At 72.4% G+C, this 25,206-nt stretch carries 20 protein-coding genes; 7 read left to right on the plus strand and 13 right to left on the minus strand.

Annotation, left to right across the window (positions count from 1 at the left end; all coding sequences use genetic code 11):
- Positions 1 to 7: 7 nt before the first annotated feature.
- From FH610_RS18345 to FH610_RS18385, 9 genes are all read right to left on the minus strand, one after another.
- Positions 8 to 1,000 carry a hypothetical protein gene (locus tag FH610_RS18345; RefSeq protein WP_139575743.1) on the minus strand — a complete coding sequence of 331 codons (993 nt, stop codon included), beginning with the start codon at positions 998 to 1,000 and terminating at the stop codon, positions 8 to 10.
- 158 nt (positions 1,001 to 1,158) lie between these two features.
- Positions 1,159 to 1,920 carry a ribonuclease HII gene (locus FH610_RS18350; protein WP_139575744.1) on the minus strand — a complete coding sequence of 254 codons (762 nt, stop codon included), beginning with the start codon at positions 1,918 to 1,920 and terminating at the stop codon, positions 1,159 to 1,161.
- Positions 1,921 to 2,013: 93 nt separating this feature from the next.
- Positions 2,014 to 3,525 (minus strand): cellulose binding domain-containing protein, encoded by a 1,512-nt coding sequence (locus FH610_RS18355; protein ID WP_139575745.1) that lies wholly within the window; start codon positions 3,523 to 3,525, stop codon positions 2,014 to 2,016.
- Between the two features lie 64 nt (positions 3,526 to 3,589).
- Positions 3,590 to 6,310 carry a glycoside hydrolase family 9 protein gene (locus tag FH610_RS18360; protein ID WP_139575746.1) on the minus strand — a complete coding sequence of 907 codons (2,721 nt, stop codon included), beginning with the start codon at positions 6,308 to 6,310 and terminating at the stop codon, positions 3,590 to 3,592.
- Between the two features lie 13 nt (positions 6,311 to 6,323).
- Positions 6,324 to 8,762 carry a glycoside hydrolase family 9 protein gene (locus FH610_RS18365; protein ID WP_139575747.1) on the minus strand — a complete coding sequence of 813 codons (2,439 nt, stop codon included), beginning with the start codon at positions 8,760 to 8,762 and terminating at the stop codon, positions 6,324 to 6,326.
- 443 nt (positions 8,763 to 9,205) lie between these two features.
- Positions 9,206 to 9,649: a DoxX family protein gene (locus FH610_RS18370; protein WP_139575748.1), complete on the minus strand. Its 444-nt coding sequence runs from the start codon at positions 9,647 to 9,649 to the stop codon at positions 9,206 to 9,208.
- A 559-nt stretch (positions 9,650 to 10,208) separates the two neighbouring features.
- Positions 10,209 to 11,105 carry a LysR family transcriptional regulator gene (locus tag FH610_RS18375; protein WP_139575749.1) on the minus strand — a complete coding sequence of 299 codons (897 nt, stop codon included), beginning with the start codon at positions 11,103 to 11,105 and terminating at the stop codon, positions 10,209 to 10,211.
- A 17-nt stretch (positions 11,106 to 11,122) separates the two neighbouring features.
- Positions 11,123 to 11,560: an ester cyclase gene (locus tag FH610_RS18380; protein WP_139575750.1), complete on the minus strand. Its 438-nt coding sequence runs from the start codon at positions 11,558 to 11,560 to the stop codon at positions 11,123 to 11,125.
- A gap of 87 nt (positions 11,561 to 11,647) precedes the next feature.
- Positions 11,648 to 12,469 carry an SAM-dependent methyltransferase gene (locus FH610_RS18385; protein WP_139575751.1) on the minus strand — a complete coding sequence of 274 codons (822 nt, stop codon included), beginning with the start codon at positions 12,467 to 12,469 and terminating at the stop codon, positions 11,648 to 11,650.
- Positions 12,470 to 12,586: 117 nt separating this feature from the next.
- Between FH610_RS18385 and FH610_RS18390 the strand changes: the two genes are divergently transcribed.
- From FH610_RS18390 to FH610_RS18410, 5 genes are all read left to right on the plus strand, one after another.
- Positions 12,587 to 13,492, plus strand: coding sequence for a helix-turn-helix domain-containing protein (locus tag FH610_RS18390; protein WP_139575752.1), 906 nt, complete (start codon positions 12,587 to 12,589; stop codon positions 13,490 to 13,492).
- Positions 13,493 to 13,613: 121 nt separating this feature from the next.
- On the plus strand, positions 13,614 to 14,237 hold the full coding sequence (locus FH610_RS18395) for an NADPH-dependent FMN reductase (RefSeq protein ID WP_139575753.1): 624 nt from the start codon (positions 13,614 to 13,616) through the stop codon (positions 14,235 to 14,237).
- A gap of 124 nt (positions 14,238 to 14,361) precedes the next feature.
- Positions 14,362 to 15,687, plus strand: coding sequence for an MFS transporter (locus tag FH610_RS18400; protein ID WP_139575754.1), 1,326 nt, complete (start codon positions 14,362 to 14,364; stop codon positions 15,685 to 15,687).
- 137 nt (positions 15,688 to 15,824) lie between these two features.
- Complete coding sequence (locus FH610_RS18405) at positions 15,825 to 16,565, plus strand: methyltransferase domain-containing protein (protein WP_139575755.1); 741 nt, start codon at positions 15,825 to 15,827, stop codon at positions 16,563 to 16,565.
- A gap of 143 nt (positions 16,566 to 16,708) precedes the next feature.
- Positions 16,709 to 17,050, plus strand: coding sequence for an MmcQ/YjbR family DNA-binding protein (locus tag FH610_RS18410; protein WP_139575756.1), 342 nt, complete (start codon positions 16,709 to 16,711; stop codon positions 17,048 to 17,050).
- A 191-nt stretch (positions 17,051 to 17,241) separates the two neighbouring features.
- Here FH610_RS18410 and FH610_RS18415 read toward each other — a convergent pair whose 3' ends face one another.
- Complete coding sequence (locus FH610_RS18415; protein ID WP_139575757.1) at positions 17,242 to 18,051, minus strand: SDR family NAD(P)-dependent oxidoreductase; 810 nt, start codon at positions 18,049 to 18,051, stop codon at positions 17,242 to 17,244.
- An 85-nt stretch (positions 18,052 to 18,136) separates the two neighbouring features.
- Here FH610_RS18415 and FH610_RS18420 point away from each other — a divergent pair, with 85 nt between their 5' ends.
- Both FH610_RS18420 and metE read left to right on the plus strand, forming a co-directional pair.
- Entirely contained in the window at positions 18,137 to 18,988 is an 852-nt protein-coding gene (locus FH610_RS18420; RefSeq protein ID WP_139575758.1) for a helix-turn-helix transcriptional regulator, read from the plus strand.
- 113 nt (positions 18,989 to 19,101) lie between these two features.
- Positions 19,102 to 21,315 carry a 5-methyltetrahydropteroyltriglutamate--homocysteine S-methyltransferase gene (gene metE, locus FH610_RS18425; RefSeq protein WP_139575759.1) on the plus strand — a complete coding sequence of 738 codons (2,214 nt, stop codon included), beginning with the start codon at positions 19,102 to 19,104 and terminating at the stop codon, positions 21,313 to 21,315.
- Positions 21,316 to 21,432: 117 nt separating this feature from the next.
- Here the strand turns inward: metE and FH610_RS18430 are convergent, their stop codons facing one another.
- The 3 genes from FH610_RS18430 to FH610_RS18440 are packed head-to-tail and all read right to left on the minus strand — an operon-like array spanning position 21,433 to position 25,189.
- Complete coding sequence (locus tag FH610_RS18430) at positions 21,433 to 23,106, minus strand: TolB-like translocation protein (protein ID WP_139575760.1); 1,674 nt, start codon at positions 23,104 to 23,106, stop codon at positions 21,433 to 21,435.
- Positions 23,107 to 23,129: 23 nt separating this feature from the next.
- Entirely contained in the window at positions 23,130 to 23,804 is a 675-nt protein-coding gene (locus FH610_RS18435) for a response regulator (RefSeq protein ID WP_139575761.1), read from the minus strand.
- Positions 23,801 to 25,189 (minus strand): sensor histidine kinase, encoded by a 1,389-nt coding sequence (locus tag FH610_RS18440; RefSeq protein ID WP_205825870.1) that lies wholly within the window; start codon positions 25,187 to 25,189, stop codon positions 23,801 to 23,803. Before FH610_RS18440 ends, FH610_RS18435 begins: the two co-directional genes overlap by 4 nt.
- Between the last annotated feature and the right edge of the window lie 17 nt (positions 25,190 to 25,206).

Raw genomic sequence — 25,206 nt, forward strand, 5'->3', positions numbered from 1 at the left:
GACCTGGCTACTGCATGCTCACTCCGTGCGGGTGGTCGAACGAGACCGGGCAGGTGAAGATCCACAGTGCATATCCACGGCCGATCGTGATCCCCGTGGGCTGCCATCGGTTCGGGTGCTCGTGGAACTCGCTCTCGGGCCCGGCGTCCTCCAGGGGCCGCCAGCTCTCCGTCCCGTCCCACTCTCCGCCGTCGACCTTCACCAGCAGGTCCATGTCGGTGCCGCAGTCCTCGCAGAGCATCGGGTAGGGGCCGGTGAGGTTCCAGGCCGCGTAACCGCCCACTTTCCAGCCATCGGCGATCGAGAGCCCGGGGAAGTAGTCGTAGCCACTCGACTCCTCCCAGATCCGGATCCGCTCCTCCAGATCGCCGGGAAGGAAGTCCTCGTAGGGATATTCGACGACCTGCTCGGGATGCAGAACGCAGGGCACGGGCAGATAGGTGTCGTACTCCATCACCTCGGGCTCGGGCTGCTCGCTGAGCAGGTCGGTCACGTCGGCCGAACGCCGCCAGCGCAGCATGAGCGAGGGACAGTAGTGGGGCCCGTGGTCGCGCGGACACCACAGGAGCTGGAGAACATCGGCACCGGGCGGTCCCGCCAGGCCGGGCACGTCCCGCAGGTAGAGCTGGGCGACGGCCAGCATGGTGGTGGCGGTGTCAGGGTCGGCGTACTCCTCGTCGAGACGGTCGAGTTCGGCCCGTTCCTCAGGCGTGACGGCGAACCGCTCGCCCTTGCGGGTCCGGCCCCAGGCCGCGGAGAGAATGCGCCTGCGGTGCCGCTCGGCGTCCAGGCGGGTGAAGTCGCCCCCGTTCTCGTGCGACTCTTCGCACACCGGCCAGGGCTCGTCGGAGGGCCAGAGCAGGGGGCCGCCGATCGAACTGTCGTGCACGCCGGGCGTTCCGGGCCGCGGATGAAGGCGTGTGGCCGTCCGGGCGAGCGGTGCGATCTCGGGAAAGACGGCGGCGATGTCGACAGGGCGCGGCGGGGTGGTCCGGGTCATGCCAGAGGAATCTATTGGGCCGCACCGACACAAACCCGCGCCCCTACGGAGCGGCGGAGCGGGTCGAGTCGGTCGCCGTGGCCCTGAGCGGAGACGAACGGGCGAGGAAGGCGGTCGCCGACCTCGCCGCCAGCCGCGACCGGCCTGCCGCCGGGGCGTCAGAGGAGGGTCATCTGACCGGAGCCGGCGAGGGGGTCGCGGTGCTTGCGTAGGTGCCGCCACTGGGGGAGGTCGTCGAGGTACGACCACGAGAGCCGGTGGTGCGGGGTCGGCCCCATCTCCGCCAGCGCCTGCTGGTGGACGGGGGAGGGGTAGCCCGCGTTGGCGGCGAAGCCGTACGCCGGATACTCTTCGCCGATCTCCGCCATCAGGCGGTCGCGGTGGACCTTGGCCAGCACCGACGCGGCGGCCACCGACACCGATCGCTGGTCGGCCTTGACCTCGCACCGCACCCGCCACGGCCGGCCGAGGAAATCGTGCGCGCCGTCGAGGAGCACCATGTCGGGCCGCAGCGGCAGGGCCTCCAGCGCCCGGCACGCGGCCCGGCGCAGCGCCTCGGTCATGCCGACCTCGTCGATCTCCTCCGGTCCGGCCTCGCCGTACGCGTGACAGGTGAGCCAATCCGGCAGGACCGCCGCGAACGCCTCGCGCTGGGCCGGGCCGAGCAGTTTGGAATCGGTCAGGCGGACCGTGCGCTCCCCGCGTCCCGGCAGCTCGGGAGGCGGGCCGAAGGCGGTGACGGCCGCGCACACCACCGCCGGGCCCGCCCACGCGCCGCGGCCGACCTCGTCCACGCCCGCGATGTGGACCGCCCCCGCGGCACGCAGCTCGTCCTCGATCTCGTATCCGGCCGCCCGCCGCGGCGGTAGGGCGAGCGCGGAGTCAGTGCCCGGTTCAAGTCCGGGCAGCGCGTCGGTCATCCCGCCATCATCTCAGGCACCTCCAGGCTGATCGGGAAAGTCGGACGGTGCGCTCGCCCAGCGGTGACGGAGACGGCGTCGTGTCGCGGCGTGTCACGTCGTCGTGCAGGCGCTTCCGTTGAGGGTGAAGGCGGCCGGTTTGGGATTCCCACCGGTGTAGGCGCCGTTGAAGCCGAGGTACAGCGACTGGCCCGGCTTGATGGTCTTGTTCCATTCGTAGTTCTCGGCCGTGACGGCGGTGCCGGACTGGGTCCAGACGGCCGACCATCCGTTGGTGACCCGCTGGGAGGCGAGCGGGAAGCCGAAGCCGAGCTTCCACCCCTCGATGGCGGCGGTGCCGGTGTTGGTGATCGTGACGGCGGCGGTGAAGCCGCCGTCCCAGGTGGTGGTCGCGTACGTCACCCTGCATCCGGACCCGGCCGACGGGGACGGCGACGGGCTGGGGGACGGCGACAGGCCGAGGGACGGCGACGGGGTGGGTGAGGACGTTGCCCCGGGCTGCGCGATGGCCGTGTACGGCGCCGACGGGTTGCTCAGGTTGCCGGCACCGTCGCGGGCGACGACCTGGAAGGTGTACGGCTTGCCTCCTTCGAGGCCGGTGACGATGTCACGGGGCAGGCCGTTCTCGCCCTCGTACGCGTAGCCGTCGAGGGTCCGCCGGAACAGGTCGTAACGGGGCGGGACTCCGCTGTCGTCGCTGACGGAGTACCAGGCGAGGAAGATTCCACCGGGTATGTCCATCCCGGTCACGGAGGTCAGCCCGGTCGGGGTGCCGGGCGGCGTCGTGTCCGTCCCGGGGCTCGGGCTGGCGGCGGGCGGCTCCACCATGGCCCGGGCGCGGACCAGGTCGGAGGGCTCGCTGAGGTTGCCCGCGCGGTCCCGGGCCACCACGTAGAACAGGTAGTCGCGTCCCGCCGTGAGGCCGGTGACGACCGCGGTGACCTGGTCGGCCCGCATGTCGATCGTGGCCTGCGCGCGCGGGAAGGCGCCGTCGGCCCACACGTGGACCTCGTAGGTGGAGATCCCGATGTCGTCCGTGGACGGCGTCCAGACCAGCCCGACCGCGCCGTTGACGTAGACGCTCTGCGTGGCCAAGCCCTCGGGGCGGGACGGCGGGGTCCGGTCGATCGGCGACGGGCTGGGCGGGGGACTTGAGGGCGGCATGCCGCTGAGGTAGTTCGCGGTCTCCGTCAGTTCGTTGGACGGCGGGCCCGCGTTCCCCGCCGCGTCCCTGGCGATCACCCGGAACGTGTACGACTGCCCCAGGGTGAGTCCGCTGACGATGGAACCGGGGCCGCTCGTGGTGCGGACGGTGGTGAAGGCGCCGCTCTGCTTCACCTGGATGTCGTAGCCGGTCACGCCGACGTCGTCGGTCGCGGCGCTCCAGCACAGCGACACGCCGATGCCGAGGCTCGATCCGGGGGCCGCGGGCAGGGGACAGTTCCGCAGTGTCCCCGGTGCGCTGGGCGGCGTGGTGTCCTCGGCCGCCGCGGAGGCCGGTGGAAGGGCCGCGGCGGCGAGGGCGAGCGCTGCGCCGGTGAAGCCGGCCCCCAGGAGACCGGTGCGCACACCCATGGAGGCTCTGCGGAAACCCTGGACGGACATGTGGAGTCACCTCTCTGCGCGGGCGGTCCGGCGCGCCGGAGTGCGCCGGACCGCGAGTGGGGGATCAGGAGCAGGTGGTGCCGTTGAGGGTGAATGCGGTGGGTTTGGGGTTGCTGCCGGTGTAGGTGCCGTTGAAGCCGATCTGGATGGACTGTCCGGGGGTGATGGTCGTGTTCCAGTCGAGGTTGGCGGCGGTGACGCTGGTGCCGGTCTGGGTCCAGGTGGCCGACCAGCCGGGCGGGGTGATCTTCTGGGTGCCGGGGAAGGCGAACTTCAGTGTCCAGCCGCTGATCGCGGTCGTGCCGGTGTTGGCGATGGTCACGGTCGCGGTGAACCCGCCGCCCCAGTCGCTCGTGCCATAGGTCACCTTGCACCCGCCACCGACCGACGGTGACGGAGACGGGCTGGGCGAGGGGGACGGGCTCGGCGAAACCGGCGGGCTGGGCGACGGGCTGGGCAGGCCGGACTGGGCGGTCGCGGTGAGCGTGGCCGAGGGCTGGCTGGTGTTGCCGGCCGCGTCCCTGGCCACGACGTAGAACGTGTAGCTGGTCCCGGCCACCAGCTTGTCCGCGACGTACAGCGTGGACGTGGACGAGCCGATCTTGGTGAAGCCGGAGCCCTGCTTCATGTAGACGTCGTAGCCGGTGACCCCGGTGTCGTCGGTCGAGGCCGTCCAGCACATCGGGACGGCGTTGACGAAGTCCGCCCCGCAGACCCACAGCCCGGTGGGCGCGCTCGGCGGCGTGGTGTCCACAGAGGGCGAAGGCGAGGACGACGGCGAGGGCGAGGGAGAGGGGGACGGCGAGGGAGACGGGCTGGACGTGCCGCCGGGCGGCGTGCCCCACACCAGCGTGTTCCCGTCGTACACCGGCACGTGCGACGCCGCCGACGCCGACCAGTCGTTGGCCGGGTCCCAGGCCGCGCCGTTCGGCACCGAGATCCGCAGTTGCGTGCCGCGCCGGTAGAGCTGGGCGTCGCCGGGATAGATGGGCCTGCCCGTGCAGTCCACCTCGGCGTAGTAGGTGCGGTCCTGCGCGAGTGTCGGCCCCGTCACGGCACAGCCGTTGCTGTCTCCGCCGGTCACCTTCACCTGGGAGACGGAGGTCGAGCCGTCGAGCGTGAAGTAGTAGCGCGCCTTGCCCGACTGGAGGACGCGCGGCGGCCAGTTCGACGTGTTGGTGATGGTGACGGTCAGCGAGGTGCCGTCCACACCGCTGTAGACGTTGCCGGTCTCGGCGTAGATCTCCTCGTACTTCTGCTCAGGGGCGGGGAAGCCCGCCACCGGTGTCCCGCCGTACTCCTCGGCGAACCGCGCGAGCACGTTGGTGATGCCGGAGTTGTAGTCGATCGCCACCTCGTTGCGGACGTAGTCCGTGCGGCTGTCGGTGTAGGCGTCGGTCTGGTCCGGGCCGCCGGCGAGCGCGCCGTACAGGACGTGCAGGTTCGGGCCGGTGGTGTCGCTCATGTAGCCGAGGTACTGGCCGCTGGCCGCGCGATGGTGGACGTGCGTCGGCGGGTTGGTCCCGAAGCCGACCATGTAGCTGGAGTGGCGGGGATTGTCCCCGAGGGCGTAGTCGACCTGCCGCTTGGCGAAGTCGTGGTAGCGGGCGTAGAGCGGGTCACCGGGCCCGAGGTGGTCGGCGTAGACGAGGGCCACCCAGGCGGTGTTCAGCGCCATGCGCAGCGACGCCCAGTTGAAGACGTACGCCAGGCCGCCGGGGGTGACAGGTCCCTTCTTGCCCTTGTATCCCGTGGTCCAGTAGTCGAGGTAGCGCTGGACGTCGTCCTTGTATCGCTGCTCGCCCGTGAGCGCGGCCATCAGCGCGTAGACGCCGTACTCCTTGTCGTTCCAGCCGAGGCCGAAGCTGTAGGCGGGGACGGTGGTTCCGCCCGCGCCCTGGCCCACGTCGGGCTCGCTGCCCATCTTCGGGTAGAACTCGCGGGCCTTGTCCAGGTAGCTCCCGGTTCCGGTGGCCCGATAAAGCCACACGGCCGCCCAGGCCAGCTCGTCCCAGTACATCTTGGTCGCGCCCGGGTGGTCGGAGCCGCCCTCCCAGGTCGAGTTGTAGTAGCCGGAGATGCCCGGCACACAACTCGTGTACGCCGTGTCCTGACCGTTGGAGCCCTTGGTCGTGTCGGCGAACGTGAACAGCTGCCTGGCGTGGGTGAGCAGGGTGTCGGCGTACGCCGGGTCGGCCGGCCGGAAGGCCATCGAGGAGGCCGCCATGGCCGCCGCCGTCTCGGCGACGACGTCGGTGCCCTTGCACGTCGGCGTGATCTTGTAGACCGGCCGCGACATGCCCTTGATGTCGATCATCTCGGGCGGACCCCAGTACGCGTGGTCCACGCTGCCGTCGCCCACTTGGACGTACAACGTCTCCGGATCGGGATGGGCGGCGATCAGGTAGTCGGTGGCCCACTTGAGGTTGTTCAGCATGGGCGTGAGCTGGGTCCCGTAGCCGGTGCGGTTCTCGACCAGCCCCCAGGCCAGCATGGTCGTGGTGAACGCCATCGGGAAGCCGAACTTGACGTGGTCGCCCGCGTCGTACCAGCCGCCGGACAGGTCCGCCCCTGCGGCCTTTCCGTCGTTCAGCGTGCGGTCGCCGCGCCACTCCACCCGGCTCCAGGCGGGCTTGCTGCCCGACTGCTGCGCCTCGTAGAAGTAGATCGACTTCTGCAGGGCCTCGGTGTAGTTGTACGAGCTCGCCGCTTGGGCGGGCGCCGGGCCCGGGACGAGCAGGGCGGCCAGTACGGCGGCCACCCCGCCCAGGGACAGGAGTCTCATGGATGGCCTCGTCTCAGGAGCAGGTGGTGCCGTTGAGGGTGAAGGCGGTGGGTTTGGGGTTGCTGCCGGTGTAGGTGCCGTTGAAGCCGATCTGGATGGACTGTCCGGGGGTGATGGTCGTGTTCCAGTCGAGGTTGGCGGCGGTGACGGTGGTGCCGGTCTGGGTCCAGGTGGCCGACCAGCCGGGCGGGGTGATCTTCTGGGTGCCGGGGAAGGTGAACTTCAGTGTCCAGCCGCTGATCGCGGTCGTGCCGGTGTTGGCGATGGTCACGGTCGCGGTGAACCCGCCGCCCCAGTCGCTCGTGCCATAGGTCACCTTGCACCCGCCACCGGCCGACGGAGACGGAGACGGTGACGGTGACGGGCTGGGCGAGGGGGACGGGCTCGGCGAAGCCGACGGGCTGGGCGACGGCGACGCCGAAGGGGACGCCGAGGGCGACGCGGACGGGGAGACGCTGGGGCTGGGCGACGGCTCGGCGCCGGGCGGCGTGCCCCAGATGAGGCGGCCGTCGTTGCCGTACAGGGTCATGTGGTCCGCGCCCTTGGCCGACCAGTCGTTGGACGGGTCCCACGTCGCGCCGTCGGCGACGCCGATGTGGAGCTGCACCTCGCGGCGGTACTCCGACTGGCCGCCGGGGAAGATGAGCGTGCCGGTGCAGTCGACCTCGGCGTAGTAGGTGCGCCCCTCCAGCAGATGTGGCCCGGTGGGCTGCTTGCACTGCGTGTAGGACGTGCTCACCGTGACCTGGCTCGCCGTCGTCGAGCCGTCCAGGGTGAAGTAGTAGCGGAACTTCGCCTTGTCCAGCACGGTCGCCGGCCAGGCCGACTTGTTGACGACGAAGGTCTTGGCCGCCGTCTCCCGCGTCGTGTGGGTGATCGTGGGCTCCAGGTAGAACTCCGGGCCGTCGGGCGTCTCACGGGGCAGCGTGGCCAGCGGCGAGCCGCCGTACTCGCCGTAGAGGACGGCGAGCGAGCTGGTGATGCCGGAGTTGTAGTCGAGGGAGACCTCGTTCTTGACGTAGTCGCCGCGGCTGTCGGTGTAGGCGTCGGCGCCGTCCGGGCCGCCGACCAGCGCGCCGTACAGGATGTGCCTGCTGACGACGGGCTCGCCGTCGGGACCGGCGTTGGTCCAGGAGCCGTGCGCGCCGCGGTGGTGCGGGTTGCGCGGCGGATTGGTCCCGAAGCCGATCATGTAGCTGGAGTGCCGGGGGTTGTCGCCGAGCGCGTAGTCGATCTGCCGTTTGCCGAAGTCGTGGTAGCGCGCGTAGAGCGGGTCGCCCGAGCCGAGGAAGTCGGCGTACTTCATCGCGACGAAGGCCGTGTTGGCGGCCATGCGCAGCGAGGCCCAGTAGAAGATGTACGCCAGGCCGCCGGGCGTGATCGTGCCCTTCTTGCCCTTGTATCCGACGGTCCAGTAGTCCAGGTAGCGCTGGACGTCGTCCTTGTACTTCTGCTCGCCGGTCAGCTCGGCCATCTGCTCGTAGACGGCGTACTGCTTGTCGTTCCAGCCGAAGCCGAAGTTGAAGACCGGCACCTGCTGTCCGTTGCTGCCCGGGTCCTCCTGGGCGCCCATCTTCGGGTAGAACTCGCGCGCCCGGTCGAGGTAGCCCGCGGTGCCGGTGGCCCGGTAGAGCCAGACGGAGGCCCAGGCCAGCTCGTCCCAGTACATCTTCGTGGCGCCCTCGACCTGCCCGCCCTCGCCGGTGGAGTTGTAGAACCCCTGCGCGGCGCTGACGCAGTTCACGTACGCCGTGTCGCGGCCGTTCGTCCCCTTGGTCGTGTCGGCGAACGTGAACAGTTGCTTGGCGTGGGTGAGCAGCGTGTCGGCGTACGACGGGTCGGTCGGCCGGAAGACGATCGACGAGGCGGCCATCGCGGCGGCGGTCTCGGCGGCGACGTCGGTGCCCGGGCACGACGCGGTGATCTTGTAGACCGGCCGCTTGTGGCCCTTGGCCTCGACGGTCTCCGGCGCCCCCCAGTAGGAGTGGTCCTCACCGCCGTCGCCGACCTGGACATACAGGACGTTCGGCTCCGGGTGGGCGTGGATGAAGTAGTCGCCCGCCTGCCGGAGCGTGTTCAGCAGGTATGGCAACTGGCCCGAGCGCTCGTAGGACGCCCGGTAGTCCGCGCCGCCCCAGGCCAGCGTCGTGGTCATGGCCGCCATCGGGAAGCCGAACTTCACGTGGTCGCCCGCGTCGTAGAAGCCGCCCGACAGGTCCACCCCGGCGGACTTGCCGTCGTTGACCGTCGAGTCGGCCCGCCAGGTCACCCGGTTGGTGGACGGGAGGTGCCCCGACTCCTGCGCCTCGTAGAACAGGAACGACTTCTGCAGCGCCTCCCCGTAGTTGAAGGAGGCAGCCGCAACGGGGGCGGAAGTCGAGGTGACGGCCAGCAGGGCGCCGGCCAGTGCGGTCGCCGTGCTCGCGCTCAGCAGCCGTCGCGGTAGTCGCATCACGTGCCCCTCGGAAAGGACGACGGGCCGGCCCCGCCGTGCGGGGCCGCCCCGGAAACGGGCGGGACGATCTCGGGAGAGCTCCCGCCCGGATCGTGCGTACGCGAGGCGGCGCGATCCAAGCACGCTCCGGTCACGGAGCAGTACGTCCAGGTCAGGACGGCCGAGGGCACGTCGCGGAGCTGAAACTTTCAGCTCGGCGCGGCGCTCGGAGCAGCGGCATGAGCACACCCGCGAGGAGAAGTCCGGCGACGACCAGGGTCGCCACGGGCAGCGCCGTCCTGCCGAACCGGCGGTGAATGAGTTTCGGATTGTGTGCCATCGGAAGCGGCCCGCCTGCCTCGCGGCCGGACGCCGAGGACGTCCGGCCGCGAGGCGCCACCCGCACGGGTCGTGCCGGACCCGGCGCTGGAGTTCGCCCTACGGGCGGCGGCGCGGTGTGGCTACGCCCGCGCCGGGGCGGGCGCGTACGTGTCGATCTCGTGGTGCCGCATCCGGTGGATCAGCGTGTCCAGCGCCCAGGCGCCGGGCCCGAAGACCACGATGAGGAAGAACGACCAGCAGAACATCGCCGCCGCCTCGCCGCCGTTCCGGATCGGGAACAGGCCCTGCGGCGCGTGGACCGTGAAGTACGCGTACGCCATCGAGCCGGAGCACAGCAGCGCGCTGACGCGGGTGAACAGCCCGGCGAGGACGAGCGTCCCGAAGACCAGCTGGATGGCCGCCGCCCACCAGCCCGGCCACGTGCCGAAGGCCAGGGCGTGACCGGTGCCGCGGTTGCCGCCCAGCACGCCGAAGATCGTCGCCACGCCGTGGCAGACGAACAGCAGCCCCGTCACGATGCGGAAAAGCGAGAGGACTGGGCCCCTGATCTGGTCCGTTTTCATGTGATCACCTTCTTGTCGTGCCTGCCGGACGGGCCGCGCCGCGTGCGCGCGGCGCGATCCGGGCCGGCCGATGGGAACGCGCCGGAAAAGCCGAGATCCGGCGGAAGTGAAACTGGAAACTCCGGCCGTCGCCTATTCGCAGTCATGGCGAAGTAAATCGGCCGTGATTTCCTGTGCTCCGTGGCTCACATTGTCGGCGAATTGGACGTCCGGCGGCGTGAAGCCGCGCGGAGGTGCGAGCAAAAGCCCCAGAACCACTGGTCAAAGCCCGAAATAAGCAGCATCGTCGCTGGCGGCTTCGGCGGTTCGGCTGTGGACCACGGCGGCCGCGCCTCGCTTATTCGACGGCGAATACGCGCGGGGCGGCGTTACCCCAAGAATGCTCACAGAAGTACTCATAGTCAAGAGTTCAAGTAATTCTCCGAGAGGAAATGGCGACACCATGTCGGCAAATCCGTGACGTCACCCCGGTCACCTGCCGATTCTCCGGGGACGCGGACGGTCCCGCCCCGGCAGGGGGCGTGAAACTTTCTCGCATCACCGCCGGGAACCCTGCGGGCTACCTCGTCCAGAGGCACTCCTGCGCCGTCCGCACGAGTGCCATCAACCCGGCCGACAGCCGTTCGCCCCGCCACGCGAGCGCGTACGTCAGGCGAAGGTCACCCGCGTCCAGGGGGACGAAGGCGACGTCGTCCCTGCGGACGGACGTGACGACCAGGGAGGGTGTGGGCAGCAGGCCGACGCCGGCCGCGACCAGGTCGAGCGCGGCGGCGAAGTCGTCGATCTCGTCGGCCACCACGTGCTGCCGGTGCGGCCCGACGCGGGCGGCGAGCCGTGCCCACATCCCGCCGGGCGGGCGTTCGCGCGGCAGCAGGACGCGGTGCCGCGCGAGCCGTTCGGGCTGCAGGCGGGGCAGGCCGGCGAGCGGGTCCCCGGCCGGTACGGCCAGATGCCCGACGGGCACGTGGAAACGGGCGGCGGTGGTCAGCTCCCGCGGGAAGGGGGCGGCGAGGATGGCCGCGGTCACCTCGCCGACGGCGAGGGCCGCGACGGCGGCGGCCCGGCCGGCCGGGCACAGCTCCACCTCGGCCGGGGGATCACGGCGTGCCATCCGGCGGGCGATCCGCGCCGCGAGGCCGCCCGCCGGCGGGGGATAGGCCAGGCGGACACCGGCGCCCTCCGGCGCCGTGAGCCGCCTCGCCTCGGCCGAGAAGGCGGCCGCCGACTCCAGCAACGCCTCGGCGTACGGCAGCAGCGTCTTGCCGGCCGGCGACAGGTGGACCTCCCGGCTGGTCCGCTCGAACAGGCGGACCCCGAGCGCGCGCTCGAGACGGCCGACGGCCTGGCTCGCGGCGGGCTGGGAGACGCCCAGTTCGGCGGCGGCGCGGGAGAAGCTGAGGTGCCGGGCGACGAGGGCGAAGCAGCCGATGTCGCGCAGCGGCGGGCCGGAGTCCACGCTCCAGTATGGGGAGATCAGGCGGTCCTGCGCAGACGCAGGTCGCAGCCCGTCTGCCGGTAGAACGCCCACTGGTCGTAGTAGACCCGCCCGCTGGCGAACACGCCGTCGTCGCCCATCGTGTAGGCACCCGCCGCCGGGAAGACCACGCGGCGGCCGGTGCCCATGACCTCCGTGCCGCCCGGCAGCAGCAGCACCCCGGTGTGGGTGCCGCTGAACGTCCACTCCGTGATGATGGTGTCGTCGAGGACGGCGCGTGCGGTGATCTCGTTGCGCATGTCGGGAAACGCCGTGAAGAGCTGCCGGAAGTACCAGCCGATCTGCTCGTGGCCCTCCATCACTCCCGCGGGCGTGACGAAGACGGCCCTCGTGGTGAAGCAGCGGACCACCCGCTCCTCGTCCTGCGAGCTGATCGCGTCCGTGAGCGCGTCGAGCAGCGCGCCGATCTCAGCCATGCGCCTCCCGTCCCCCGTCCTGGAACTCCTACCCCCGGCAACGGGCGGTGACGCAGGCGCACGGCGCGCAGGGGTGTGCGTCGGAGGTCAGTCCTTGCGGCCGACCCCGCACAGCGCGTCGACCTCGGACGCCTCCCCGAACTGGCTGGGGGCGGGCCGCCACCGCGACACCGACACCACCCCCGGCTCCAGCAGCGTGAGGCCGTCGAAGAAGCGCGCGATCTGCTCGGGCGTCCGCAACCGGTAGGGGTCGCCGCCCTCGGCGCGGATGCGCTCCGCCTCGTCGGCCGCCTCGGGCAGGACGACCTTCGTGCCGTCCTCGAACACCAGGTGGCTCCCGGACGGCAGGGCGTCCATGAGCTGACGCACGATCGCGTACGCCTCCTCGTCGTCGAGCACCTGGCCCATGATCCCCAGCAGCATGAGCGCCACCGGCTCGCCGAAGTCGAGCGTCTTCGACGCGGCGTTCAAGATCTTGTCAGGTTCGCGTACGTCGGCCTCGATGTAGTCGGTCACGCCGGGCGGGCTGCTGATCAGCAGGGCGTTCGCGTGCACCAGCACGAGGGGGTCGTTGTCGACGTACACGACCCGGGACTCCGGCGCCACCCGCTGCGCCACCTGGTGGGTGTTGTCGGCGGTCGGCAGGCCGGTGCCGATGTCGAGGAACTGCCGGATGCCCACCTCGCCCGCCAGGTGCCGTACGGCCCGGCCGAGGAAGCCGCGCGACTGCCGGGCGATGTCGACGATGCCCGGGTACGCCTGCCGGATCTGCTCGCCGAGTTCGCGGTCGACGGTGAAGTGGTCCTTGCCGCCCAGAAAGTAGTTCCAGATGCGTGCCGAGTGCGGCACGCTCGTGTCGAGCTTGGGACGGTGCTCCTCGCCTGGGCCGTCCGCCGTGCCTTCGCTCACCCGGTCCTCCTGCGGTCACGTGATCAATGCCCCACCTTAGAGACTCGCGGGCCCGCGGCATAGCCGTGAGAACCGGCCCTTGAGTCTCCAGCCGGTGGAGAGACCAGACTCGGTGTCATGGACGACGAGGGGCTGTTCACCATCGGATGGCTCTCCCGCCGCACCGGGATGCCGGTGCGCACGATCCGGTACTGGTCGGACGTCGGCGCGCTGCCGCCCGCGGAGCGGAGCGAGGGAGGCTACCGGCTCTACGACGCCGGCGCCGTGGCCAGGCTGGAGCTCATCAGGACGCTGCGGGATCTCGGTCTCGGCCTGGACGACGTACGGCGGGTGCTGGAGCGGAAGGTCACCCTGGCCGACGTCGCCGCCGTCCATGTGGACGCACTGGACGCGCAGATCCGCACCCTGCGGATCAGGCGCGCGGTGCTCAGCACCGTCGCGAGGCGGCGGTCCGGCACGGAGGAGACGAAACTGTTGAACGATCTGGCACGGCTGTCCGCCGAGGAACGGCGGCGCATCATCGAGAACTTCGTGGACGAGGTCTTCGGCGGCCTGGACGCCGATCCGGAGCTCAGGAACCGGCTGCGGCACACCGAGATCGGTCTGCCCGACGACCCCACGCCCGAGCAGGTGGACGCCTGGGTGGAGCTCGCCGAGCTCGTCCGCGACCCGGGCTTCCGGCGGCGGATGCGCGACATGGTGGAGCACAACACGCGCAACCGCGCCGGGCAGGAGCCGGGGGCCTTCATGTGGTTCGCGAAGAAGGTCGCCTGGCAGGTCGGTCAGGCCCGGGAGAACGGGATGCGCCCCGACTCGCCCGAGGCCGCCGAGGTCGTCGGCCGCCTGCTCGGCGACATGGACGCCGACGGCCGGGCGGCAGTCAGGGAGCGCCTGGAGGCCGGCCTGTTCGCCGAGGCCGAGCGCTACCGGCATCTCATGGCCGTGATCAACGGCCGGGAGCCGAAGCCGTCCCACGCGGACGACTTCGCCTGGCTCCTCGCCGCCCTTCGCGCCCACCCCTGAAGTCCGGAATCCCGATGACGACCGTCCCGCTCGCGCGTCCGGCCGGCGGGACGGCACGCCAGAGCGCGGCGAGCATGTCTTCGAAGCGCGACCCCTCGCGCGACGGGTGCGGAAGAGCGGCATGTACATTGCGGTCGTCGATCAGGAAGGGGCGGCCCTCCTGGGTGAGTCGCGTCAGGCGGTGCGTGTGCTGCTCGTCTCGGGGAGCACCAGGGGTTCCTCGACCAACACCGCGGCATTGCGGACCGCCGTCCTGGCGGCGCCGGACGAGGTGGAGGCCGTGCTGTACGAAGGGCTGGCCGACCTGCCCGCTTTCACCCCCGACGAGGATCCCGGGCATCCGCATCCAGCGGTGCGGGTGCTGCGGGAGCGGATCACCGCGGCCGACGCCGTGGTGTTCAGCACGCCCGAGTACGCCGGAGCCCTGCCGGGCAGCTTCAAGAACCTGCTCGACTGGACGGTGGGCGGCGGCGAGCTCAACCGCAAGCCGGTGGCCTGGATCAACGTCGCCGCTCCGGGGCGTGGGGATGCCGCCTACGCGGAGCTGGCGAAGGTCCTGGGCTACGTGGACGCCGTGATCGTCGACGAGTGTTGCGTGCGCCTGCCGGTCGCCAGGGACGCGGTCGGGGCGGACGGATCGGTCGCCGACGCGGAGTTCCGCGCCCGGCTCACCGATGTGCTCGGAACGCTCGCGCTCCACGCCCGACAGTCCCCGGCCGAGGTGCCCGCCACGCTTCGGCGTTGACCGAACTCATCGCGGGCAGCGATGACGTATGTCGTCGACGAGAACTTCCCCTACCATCCCCGGCCCCGACCCGGCCGCGGCGCGCCGGAGACGCCGGACGATCCTCGTCGTGATGTGCGCAGGCATGTTCCTCGTGCAACTCGACGTGACCGTCGTCAACGTCGCCCTGCCGCACATCGGCTCGGACCTCCGCACCGGCCTGCCCGGCATGCAGTGGGTCGTCGACTCCTACACCGTCGTCCTCGCCGCGTGCTTGCTCGCCGCAGGCGTCGTGGGAGACCGGCTGGGACACCGTGCCGTCGCCGTCGCCGGGCTCGCCCTCTTCGGCGCCGCCTCCCTGCTGTGCGGCCTCGCCCCCGGCGTCGGCACGCTGGTCGCGGCCCGCGCCCTGCAGGGCTTCGCCGCCGCGCTGCTGCTGCCCAGCACCCTGGCCGTGGTCAACACGACCTTCCCCGAACGCGCGGAACAGGCCCGCGCCCTCGGTGTCTGGGCGGGGGTGTCCGCCCTGGCGCTGCCCTGCGGCCCGGTGCTCGGCGGCCTGCTCGTCACCCTCGCCGGCTGGCGCTCGGTCTTCCTCGTCAACCTGCCCGTCGTCGCGGTCGCCGTCGTGCTCACCCTCCGCCGGGTCGGCAGGGACGAGCCCGCACCCGACCGGCGGCTGGACGTCCCGGGTGTGCTCGCCGCGGCCGTCGCCCTGCTCGCCCTCACCTACTGCGCCATCGCCTACGGCCACTCGGGGGTCTCCGCCCAGACCGCGGGGGCCGCCGTGGTCGCCGTGCTCGGCACGGCGGCCCTGGCCTGGTGGGAGCGCCGGGCTGCCGAGCCCCTCTTCCCGCCGTCCGTCATCGGCAGTTCCCGCTTCGTCGGTGCCAACGCCGTCGCCGCCCTGATGAACTTCGCCGGGATCGGCTTCGTCTTCGTCGTCACCCTGTATCTGCAGGGCGTCCGCCACCACGACGCCCTGTCCGCCGGCGCCATGCTGCTGCCGCTGTTCGCCCCCCTCGCGCTGTGCGCGCCGATCACCGGGCGGCTCGCAGCCCGCCACGGGCCCCGGCTCCCGATGCTGGGCGGGCTGTCGCTCGGCACGGCCGGCGCCGCCTGCCTGTCGCTGGTCACCCCCACCGGCCCCTACGCGGCGCTCCTCCCCGCGCTCCTCGGCCTCGGCCTCGGCATGGGCCTGCTCACCGCGTCCGTGGTCGCGGCGGCGCTGCGCGCCGGGCCCCCCTCCCGCCCCGGCCTGTCCTCGGGAGTAAACAACACCGCCCGGCAGGCGGGCGGTGCGCTCGGCGTCGCCGTCCTCGGCGCCATCGTGCAGGACCCCGCCGACGCCGTGAGGTTCACCGCCGGCCTGCGATGGGCGGGTGGCCTGTCGGCCCTGCTGTGGATCGCCGCGATCGTCATCACCCTCCGTACGGTGCCGGGCCCTGAGGACCGGGACGCAGCCGGATGACCGTTCCCGTCATCGGGCGTCGGTGAGCGGCGCGGGAGCCGGCGACGGGCGCCGCGAGGCCGAACCGGGCGGCCGCCTCGCCGATGCCGATGGTCGCACTTGACTTCATGTCGACATTAAGTCGGAGGCTGTCCTCCATGTCGAACCACACCCTCATCGCCCTTCTCGACCGCGTGGACAGGCATCCGGGCCAGGTGGCGCTGCGTGCCCGCTCGTACGAACTTCTCGGCCTGGCCGCCGGGAGCCGTGTGGCGGACGTCGGCTGCGGCGCCGGACCGGCCGTCGCGGAGATGGCCGCCCTGGGCGCGGAACCGATCGGCCTGGACGCGGACGAGCAGGTCATCGAGGTCGCCCGGTCCCGGCACCCGGGCCTGGAGTTCCGCCGGGCGGACGCCTGCGACCTGCCGTTCGGGGACGGCGAGCTGGCCGGTTATCGGGCCGACAAGGTCTACCATGCCCTGGCCGATCCGGCGCGGGCGGCGGCCGAGGCATGGCGGGTGCTCGCCCCGGGCGGACGGATCGTGCTGGTGGGGCAGGACTGGGACACGTTCGTGATCGATTCGGACGACCCCGCCCTCACCCGGGTCATGGTGCGGGCGAGGGCGGACGCCGTTCCCAGCCCGCACGCGGCCCGCCGTCACCGCAACCTCCTGCTCGACGCGGGCTTCGCGGACGTCACCGCCGAGGTCCGTACGGGCGTCTTCACGGACGGTTCGCTCCTGCCGATGGTCACCGGCATCGCCGAGGGCGCGTACGCGGCGGGGGCGGTCACCCGGCGGCAGGCCGACGACTGGATCGCGGAGCAGACCGGCCGCGCGCGGCGGGGCAGGCTGTTCCTCGCCGTGCCCATGTTCCTGGCCGCCGCCCGCCGCCCGTGAGCGTACGGCTTGCCGAGGGCGGCCCCGCCGGGTGACGGATCGGCCGGAATGTCGGTGGCCGCGGCTACCGTTCGTCCGGTGACGATGTTCGATCTTTCATTGCCGGCCACGGCGGGAGCCGTCCACGTCGAGGAAGGCGCCTGATGGTCACGGTGGACGACGTGCGGCGGGTCGCGCTGGCACTGCCCCGCACCGAGGAAGCGCTGGTGCGCGACCATGTGAAGTTCCGGATCAGGGGCATCGTGTACGCCTCTATCTCTCCGGACGAGACCCTGATGGGCTTCGCGTTCCCCAAGGAGGAACGGGCGGCCCTCGTGGCCTCCGAGCCGGAGAAGTTCCTCATGCCCCTCCCTTCGGACGAGCGCTACCAGTGGGTTCGGGTCAGGATGGCGGCCATCGACGAGACCGAGATGCGGGAGCTCATCGTCGACGCCTGGCGCATGGTCGTGCCCAAACGAGTGGCCGCCGCATACGACGCGACCTGACCGCCCAGCCCCCCGTCACCCCGGGGCGTCCGGCGCGAGCATCACGTACGGATCCCAGTGCCGGCCGCCCTGGTCCATAAGCACGGCCGATGAATCCGCTCCGAACCAGACGAGGGGCCGGAGGGCTGCGGACGAATCTGCTAGCCGGGACAGTAGACCCGAACCCCGCGAGGGAGGATCTCTGCCCCGGCTCAGACCCCGGCGCCGCCGTCGACCCGCAGGACGGCACCGGTCACGAAGGAGGAGCGGTCGCTCAGCAGCCAGGCGGCGGCCTCGGCGATCTCGGCCGGGTCGGCCCCGCGGCGCAGCGGTGTCCGCGCCGTGAGCCGCTCCTGGAGACCGGGGGACTCCGCTTCCCAGGCGCGGATCATCTCGGTGAGCGTGTTGCCGGGAGCGATGGCGTTGACGCGGATGCCTTCGGGGCCGTAGGTGACGGCGGCCGACTCGGTGAGGCTGTTGACCGCCCGTTTCATCGCACCGTAGGCCGGTAGCTCCGGGTTGCCTCCCCAACTGCCGACGGACGAGTTGTTGACGATGGCGCCCGTGCCCGCGGTGGCCCGGATCGCCTCCACCTCGGCGACCATGGCCAGCCAGACGCCCTTGAGGTTCACGGCGTAGATGCGGTCGAAGCCGGCCTCCGGCATCCGGTCCATCGGGCCGGGCCGCTGGCCGGTCGCCCCGTTGTTGAAGGCGACGTCGAGCCGACCGTACAGGTCCACCGCGCGGCTCACGGCGGCCCGCACGCTCGCCGCGTCGGCGAGGTCGCACACCACGTGGTCCGCGGTGCCGCCCGCCATGCGGATCTCCTCGGTCACCGCCTTCAATTCGGCCTCCGTCCGGGCCGCGAGCAGCACCCGGGCGCCCTCCCGGGCGAACAGCCGCGCCGCCGCGGCTCCGATACCGCGTCCGGCGCCGCTGATGAAGGCGACCTTGCCGGCCAGCAGACCATCAGCGCCGGGCGTGGCGGGGGTGGATGTGCCGGTGGTGATTGTGTTGTCCATGGCAGTGAGCCTGCGCCGGTGGGCGCGGCCTATCCAGGCATCGGCAGTACCTGGATCGCCTCCGCGCTTCGCGCACACTGGAGGTGTGGACCGACGAGAACTGGCCGACTTCCTGCGCAGCAGGCGCGAACGGATCAGCCCTGCCGACGTGGGGCTGCCCGCCGGGCCCCGGCGCCGTACCCCCGGGCTGCGGCGTGAGGAGGCGGCGCAGCTGGCGTTCATCTCGACCGAGTACTACACGCGGCTGGAGCAGGCCCGCGGTCCGCGCCCGTCGCGCGAGGTGCTGGCCGGGCTGGCCCGGGCCCTGCGCCTGTCGGACGCCGAGCGCGCCCATCTCCATCATCTAGCCGGAGCCCCGCCCGCCCCGCCGCCAGGGCCCTCGCGCGAGGTGCGGCAGAGCATCCTGGACCTGCTGGCGCGGCTGCCGCAGGCCGCCGCGTTCGTGACGTCCGCGACGCTCGAGGTGCTCGCCTGGAACGAGCTGGCGGCCGCCCTCATGGAGGACTTCTCGGCCTTGTCCCGGCGCGATCGCAACCTGGTGCGCCGCGTGTTCCTCGGCCCGCACCGCGAGGGACGGCGGTTGTACGGGGTCTCCGACGCCGGCGAGTTCGCCCAGCACGCGGCCCGGCGCCTGCGCGCCGCCGCCGCCCGCTATCCCGACGCGCCCGAGGTGACCGGGCTGGTGGCCGAACTTCTCGCGAAGAGCCCGGAGTTCGCGCGGCTGTGGGCTTCCCACGACGTGTCGGACGGGCCCACGCTGTGCAAGACCTTCCAGCACCCGATGGTCGGCCCGATCACCGTCAACTGCGACGTCCTCGACATCACCGACCGCGACCAGCAGGTGGTCATCTACACCGCCGTCCCCGGTTCGCCGTCCGACGAGGCGCTACGGCTGCTGTCGGTCATCGGTACACAGCGCATGGACGCCCCCCGCTGAACGACCCTGGTCAACCGTCGAGTTGATCCATAAGCGTTGTCAATAGATCCCCGCATGTGGGACGGGGTGCGGGGAGGATGCGGGACGTCCTGTTCGACGCATGAGGAGTGGTGATGACGTCGTCTTTTCCCGCATCGACCGTGCTGGGGTATCCGCGGATCGGGCCGGATCGGGAGTTGAAGCGGGCGCTGGAGTCGTACTGGGAGGGGCGTTCCAGCCGGGCGGACCTGGAGGAGACCGCGCGGCGGTTGCGGGAGGACACCTGGCGGCGGCTCGCCGCGCTCGGCCTGGAGGGCCTCCCGTCGAACACCTTCTCCTACTACGACCAGGTGCTCGACACGGCGGTGCTGCTGGGCGCGGTGCCCGGGCGTTACCGGCACGACGACGACCTGGCGACCTACTTCGCGATGGCCCGGGGCGCCGAGGGAATCGCCCCACTGCGCATGACCAAGTGGTTCGACACCAACTACCACTACATCGTTCCCGAGATCGGCCCGGACACGGTCTTCTCCCTCGACGCCGCCAAGCCGCTGGCAGAGGTACGCGAGGCCCGCGCGCTGGGACTGGAGACCCGGCCGGTGCTGGTCGGGCCGGTGACGTTCCTGCTGCTGTCGCAGGCCACGCCGGACAGTCCTGACGGCTTCGCCCCGCTCGACCGGCTGGACGACGTGGTCGAGGTGTACGCGCGCCTGCTGGCCGAACTGGCCGCGGAGGGCGTCGGCTGGGTGCAGCTGGACGAGCCCGCCCTGGTCGCCGACCGCACCGCCGCCGATCCGGCTGCGGTCGAGGCGGCGTACGGACGGCTGGGACGGCTGGAGAACCGGCCCTCGCTGCTGGTCGCCTCCTATTTCGGGGATCTCGGCGACGCGCTGCCCGTGCTGGCCGGAACGCCGGTCGAGGCCGTCGGCCTGGACCTCGTCCGGGGCACGGCCCACGGTGTGGACGCCCTGGCCGGCAAGACGGTCGTCGCCGGCGTGGTGTCGGGCCGGGACGTGTGGCGCGCCGACCGGGACCGCGCGCTGGCCACGCTGCGCGCCGTGCGGGAGCGCGCCGGGCGGGTCGTGGTGAGCACGTCGTGCTCGCTCCTCCACGTGCCCTACGACGTGGAACGGGAGACCGGCCTCGATCCCGCGCTGCGGCGGCGGCTGGCGTTCGCCGAGCAGAAGGTCGCCGAGGTGGTCGAACTGGCGGCTCTGCTCGCGGCCACACCCGGCCGTCACCTGCCCGAACACTTCGCGGCACAAGAACGTCCGCACACCTCCCGGGTCCGGACGGCGGAGGGCCGCGCCCCCTACGCCGTACGGGCCGCGGCGCAGGCCGAGCACCTGAAGCTGCCGCTTCTCCCGGTCACCACGATCGGCTCCTTCCCCCAGACGGGCGAGCTGCGCCGGGCCCGGGCGGCCCTGGCGGCCGGGGAGATCGGCGAGGCGGCGTACGAGAGCATGGTCCGCGCGGAGATCGAGCAGGTCATCGCGCTGCAGGAGCGGCTGGGGCTGGACGTCCTCGTGCACGGCGAGCCCGAGCGCAACGACATGGTGCAGTATTTCGCCGAGCACCTCGACGGCTTCGCCGTCACCCGGCACGGCTGGGTCCAGTCGTACGGCTCGCGCTGCACCCGCCCGCCCATCCTGCACGGCGACGTGCGGCGGCCGGAGCCGATCACCGTCCGCTGGGCGCGGTACGCCCAGTCGCTGACGAGCAAGCCGGTCAAGGGCATGCTCACCGGCCCGGTGACGATCGTGGCGTGGTCGTTCGTCCGCGACGACCTGCCGCTGCGCGAGGTGGTGTTCCAGGTCGCCGACGCCGTGCGGGAGGAGGTGGGCGACCTGGAGGAGGCGGGCATCCGCGTCATCCAGGTCGACGAGCCCGCGCTGCGCGAGCTGGTGCCGCTGCGGCGCGCCGAGCAGGCCGCCTACCTGGAGTGGGCCGTCGCGGCCTACCGATGGGCCACCTCGGGCGCGAGCGAGAACACGCAGATCCACACGCACCTGTGCTACTCGGACGCCGACGAGATCCTCGCCGCGATCGACGCCCTCGACGCCGACGTCACGAGCATCGAGTCGGCGCGCTCGCGGGGGCGCCTGCTCGGCGCGGTCGGCGCGTTCCCCAGGGGATTGGGGCCGGGCGTGTACGACATCCACTCGCCGCGGGTGCCGGGCGCCGACGAGGTGGAGCGCCTGCTCACGGAGGCGCTGCGGACGGTGCCCACCGAGCGGTTGTGGGTCAACCCCGACTGCGGGCTGAAGACCCGCTCGTACGAGCAGGTCGAGGCGGCGCTCGCCAACGTGGTCGAGGCGGCGGCCCGCCTGCGCGAGCGATACGCCTGACCCGGACCGGTACGCGTCCGGAGCGGGCCCCGGGCCGGCCGGCGGTACGCGGACCGTCCCGCAAGCGCGAGTGGGGTCCCCGAGGGGAGCGATCCGGTCGCTGTTCCGCGACTTCGGCTAAAGGCCGGCGCTGGCCAGGACGACGCCCCGATAGAGGACGAGCGGGGCGCCGCCGTCGAGGCGGGCCAGGACGATCTCATCGTCGGGGCCGGGACCGGAGCGCAGGCTGTCTCGGGGGCGCAGGGAGACGATGAGGTGTCGCCCGTCGGCGGTGGGCAGCACGCGGGCGACCGCCTGGCCCTTCCGCGCTCCGGTCGCGATCCGGACCGCGGCGCCCGGCTCGCTCACCACCGTGAGCGAGCCGTCATCGCCGTCATCCCCACTGTCGCCGCCACTGTCGCCGCCACTGTCGCCGGCATCGCGAGTGTCACCGGAGAACAGGATCCGGCGCCCGGGAAGGGCCGTGACCGGGAACGCTCCGGCCGGTCCGGCCGCGGTGACCCCCTCGGACGTGAGGGCGACCACGACGCCGTCCGGCGCGAGGCGGATGCCCGTCACGCCCGGGGTGGCCGTCCCTGGGCCGGCCGGCTGCCCTCCCGCTGGGGTGGCGGGGAGCGGCACGGCCTGCCGGGCCCGCGGAATGGTGACGGCCCGGCGCGCCCGGGCCTGCCGGAGGTCGACCTCCCACACCTCGGCGGGCTTCGGGTCACCGATGTCCGCGTTCCGGGCGAGCACCGCGACGAGCGCGTGCTCGCCCGCGACGGCGATCTTCACGCTGCCGTCGCCCGCAGGGAAGCCCTTGACCGGAGTGAGAGTGCCCGTCCGCAGGTCGGCCACGACCAGGCGCGGCCGGGCACGGCCCGCCATCACGAGGGCACGGCGGCCGTCCGGCGTGAAGGCGGCCGGCCCGACATCGTCCACCAGCCGGCGGACCTTGCCGTGGAAACCGGCGACGGCCAGCACCGACGCGCCGTCGTCCTGCCGCAGGGTCGTCGCGTACCCGTCGCCGGTGAAGGCGCCGGGGGCGCCGCGGCTCGACCGGTCCACGGTCACCGCGGTGCCGTCCCGGGTGTCGGTGATGACGAGCGCGTCGTCCCGCAGCGACGCCAGGTAGCGCCCGTCGGAGGAGACGGCCACCGGAAACGCCGGCACGGAGGTCCTCGGAGTCGCGGTGCCGTCGCGCAGGTCGACGCCGCCGGCGTCGGTCGATCCCGGGCCGTACCAGTACACGCCCCCGTTGGGGGCGCGCTCGCACTGCGCCTCGGGCCCCGGCTGCTCGATCCGGCCGTCCGTACGGACGAGTAGGCACCGCCCGGTGGTCGCGGACACGGTGGGGCCGACGGGGAACGTCCCCTCGACGAAGACGTGAGCGGGAAGCGTGGCGTCGACCACGTCGCCGGAGACCAGGACGGCGTCGCGGGGATCCCCGGCCAGGTCGCGTACCGCGATGGGAGCGGCCGGGTCGCCCAGTGCGACCTCCACGTGCCGGCGGACCCACGTGCCCTTCGCCAGCGCGTCGCCGAACCGGCCCACCCGGATCAGGCCGAGCATGTCGTCCCGCGTCTCGTCGGGGACGCGGGCGAGGAAGACGGCCGCGCCGCGCCCTTCACCACCGCGCCCTTCACCACCGCGCCCTTCACCACCGCGCCCTTCACCACCGTGTCCCTCGACGCCGGCGGGCAGCGGGTTGACGCGTGCGGCCGGGTTTTCCTGCCCCGGCGGCCCGCCGGGGGAGCAGGCCGCGAGCGAGAGCAGGGCGAGCACCACGGCCGCGGGCGTACGCAGACCCATGAGCGCGATCTTAGATCGCCCCGTCAGCCGCGCTTGGCGGAACTCCGGGGGACCACCAGGCCGGACTCGTAGGCGAAGACGACGAGCTGGGCACGGTCCCGCGCGCCGAGCTTGGTCATCGCCCTGCTCACGTGGGTCTTGGCGGTGAACGGGCTGATCACCATGTGCGCGGCGATCTCCTCGTTGGTGAGGCCGCGCGCGACCAGGGCGACGACCTCCCGTTCGCGGTTGGTGAGCTCCTCGAGAGCGGCCGTCGGCACGGCGTCCGGCGGGCGGGAGACGTACTCGCTGATGAGCGTCCGGGTGACCGCCGGGGACAGCAGGGCGTCGCCGCGCGCCGCGACCCTGATCGCCTGGAGAAGCTCCACCGGCTCGGTGTCCTTGAGCAGGAAGCCGCTCGCGCCCGCGCGCAGCGCGTCGAACACGTAGCGGTCGAGCCCGTAGTTGGTCAGGATCACCACCCGGGTGGCGGCCAGGCGGGGATCGGCCGCGATGCGGCGGGTCGTCTCGATGCCGTCCATCACCGGCATCTGGATGTCCACGAGCGCGATGTCGGGGACGTGCCGCTCGGCCAGCGCCAGGCCCTGGCTGCCGTCGCCCGCCTCGCCGACCACTTCCACGCCGTCCTCGGCGTCGAGCAGCGCCTTGAATCCGGCCCGGATGAGCGCCTGGTCGTCCACCAGCAGCACCCTGATCACGCCGCTCCCTCCGCAGTCGGCAAGGGCAGCTCGGCGTGGATGGTGAAACCGCCGTCCGCCCCCGGACCGGTCTGGAGCCGCCCGCCGAGCGCGGACACCCGCTCCCGCATGCCGGTGAGCCCGACGCCCACACGAACCGCTTCGGGCCGGATCATGGTGCCCGCCTCGGAGGTCCCGTTCGATCCGTGTCGCGGCGTCGCCGCGGCGGGCAGACCCCTGCCGTCGTCCTCGACTCGTACGACGAGGGTGTCGGGCAGGTAGCGGACGTGCACGCACGCCGAGGCGGGGCCCGCGTGCCGCGCCACGTTGGTGAGCGACTCCTGCACGATCCGGTAGGCGGCCAGGTCGACCTCGGGCGGCAGGGCGCGCGGCGTACCGCTGATCGCCAGCGTGGCCGGCACGCCCGCCGACCGCGCCCGCTCGACCAGCTCGCCGATCCTGTCGGCCCGGGCCGTGTCGGGCGCGTCGTCAGGGCCGGGTTCGCGCAGCACCTCCAGCGTCGCGCGCAGCTCCCGCATGGCGTCCGCACTCGCGTCCTGGATCGCCAGCAGCGCGGCCGGCACGTCGTCGCCCCGCTTGCGCGCCAGATGGACGGCCACGCCGGCCTGCACCTTGATGATCGAGATGCTGTGGGTGAGCGAGTCGTGCAGCTCCCTGGCGATGCGCAGCCGCTCCTCGCCGGCGCGGCGCAGCGCGACCTCCTCGCGGGTGCGCTCCGCCTCGACGGCGCGCTGCTCGGCCTGGCGCAGGTACGCCCGCCGCTGCCGGGAGACGACCCCCGCCACGTTGGCGGCGACGAACCAGCCGACCAGCAGGCCGACACGGTCCGCCACCTCGCGCGGGGTCCGCGTGCCGAGGTCCGACAGCTCCACCAGCAGGACACCGGCGAGGTAGGCGGCGCTGACCGACGCCGCCCACAAGCGCCGGCCCGCGGTGGCCGCGGAGAACACGGTGATCAGGAGGGGGAAGACGGTCGCGGTCTCGGGATGCACCCGCAGGGCGTAGACCAGCATGCAGGCCGCGGCGACGACGAGCGCCGTCACGGGCGCCGTCCGCCGCACGGCCAGGGCGGCGGACCCGCCCACCAGGAGCAGGTAGCCCACCACCCCCAGCTGCGCGGGGCCGCTCGGAGAGCCCGGAAGCAGGGTGGCGACCGCCAGCAGCACCGCCACGACAGCCGCGATCGCGGCATCCGAGGCGTAGAACCGGGGAAGGCGGCGGGACCCGGCCTCCGTCCGGTCGTCGGAGAGGGCCGCTCCGTCGGGGAAGGCCAACAAGTCCGCGAACGCCCGCGGGCCGGGCGACGCCGGTGCGTCCACGATCACCGGTGAGTCAGGGGACGCCAATGGGCTGGGGGACGCCTGCCGTCCGCGATCGCCGTCCATGTCAGAAGGGTAGACCG

The sequence above is a fragment of the Microbispora catharanthi genome (genome assembly GCF_006334915.2).
GTDB lineage: Bacteria > Actinomycetota > Actinomycetes > Streptosporangiales > Streptosporangiaceae > Microbispora > Microbispora catharanthi.

Bases quoted from the DNA above. Each gene is read 5' to 3' on its own strand.
- FH610_RS18345 (WP_139575743.1), bottom strand. From the start codon at position 1,000: ATGACCCGGACCACCCCGCCGCGCCCTGTCGACATCGCCGCCGTCTTT.
- FH610_RS18350 (WP_139575744.1), bottom strand. From the start codon at position 1,920: ATGACCGACGCGCTGCCCGGACTTGAACCGGGCACTGACTCCGCGCTC.
- FH610_RS18355 (WP_139575745.1), bottom strand. From the start codon at position 3,525: ATGTCCGTCCAGGGTTTCCGCAGAGCCTCCATGGGTGTGCGCACCGGT.
- FH610_RS18360 (WP_139575746.1), bottom strand. From the start codon at position 6,310: ATGAGACTCCTGTCCCTGGGCGGGGTGGCCGCCGTACTGGCCGCCCTG.
- FH610_RS18365 (WP_139575747.1), bottom strand. From the start codon at position 8,762: ATGCGACTACCGCGACGGCTGCTGAGCGCGAGCACGGCGACCGCACTG.
- FH610_RS18370 (WP_139575748.1), bottom strand. From the start codon at position 9,649: ATGAAAACGGACCAGATCAGGGGCCCAGTCCTCTCGCTTTTCCGCATC.
- FH610_RS18380 (WP_139575750.1), bottom strand. From the start codon at position 11,560: ATGGCTGAGATCGGCGCGCTGCTCGACGCGCTCACGGACGCGATCAGC.
- FH610_RS18390 (WP_139575752.1), top strand. From the start codon at position 12,587: ATGGACGACGAGGGGCTGTTCACCATCGGATGGCTCTCCCGCCGCACC.
- FH610_RS18395 (WP_139575753.1), top strand. From the start codon at position 13,614: ATGTACATTGCGGTCGTCGATCAGGAAGGGGCGGCCCTCCTGGGTGAG.
- FH610_RS18400 (WP_139575754.1), top strand. From the start codon at position 14,362: ATGTTCCTCGTGCAACTCGACGTGACCGTCGTCAACGTCGCCCTGCCG.
- FH610_RS18405 (WP_139575755.1), top strand. From the start codon at position 15,825: ATGTCGAACCACACCCTCATCGCCCTTCTCGACCGCGTGGACAGGCAT.
- FH610_RS18410 (WP_139575756.1), top strand. From the start codon at position 16,709: ATGGTCACGGTGGACGACGTGCGGCGGGTCGCGCTGGCACTGCCCCGC.
- FH610_RS18415 (WP_139575757.1), bottom strand. From the start codon at position 18,051: ATGGACAACACAATCACCACCGGCACATCCACCCCCGCCACGCCCGGC.
- metE (WP_139575759.1), top strand. From the start codon at position 19,102: ATGACGTCGTCTTTTCCCGCATCGACCGTGCTGGGGTATCCGCGGATC.
- FH610_RS18430 (WP_139575760.1), bottom strand. From the start codon at position 23,106: ATGGGTCTGCGTACGCCCGCGGCCGTGGTGCTCGCCCTGCTCTCGCTC.
- FH610_RS18440 (WP_205825870.1), bottom strand. From the start codon at position 25,189: ATGGACGGCGATCGCGGACGGCAGGCGTCCCCCAGCCCATTGGCGTCC.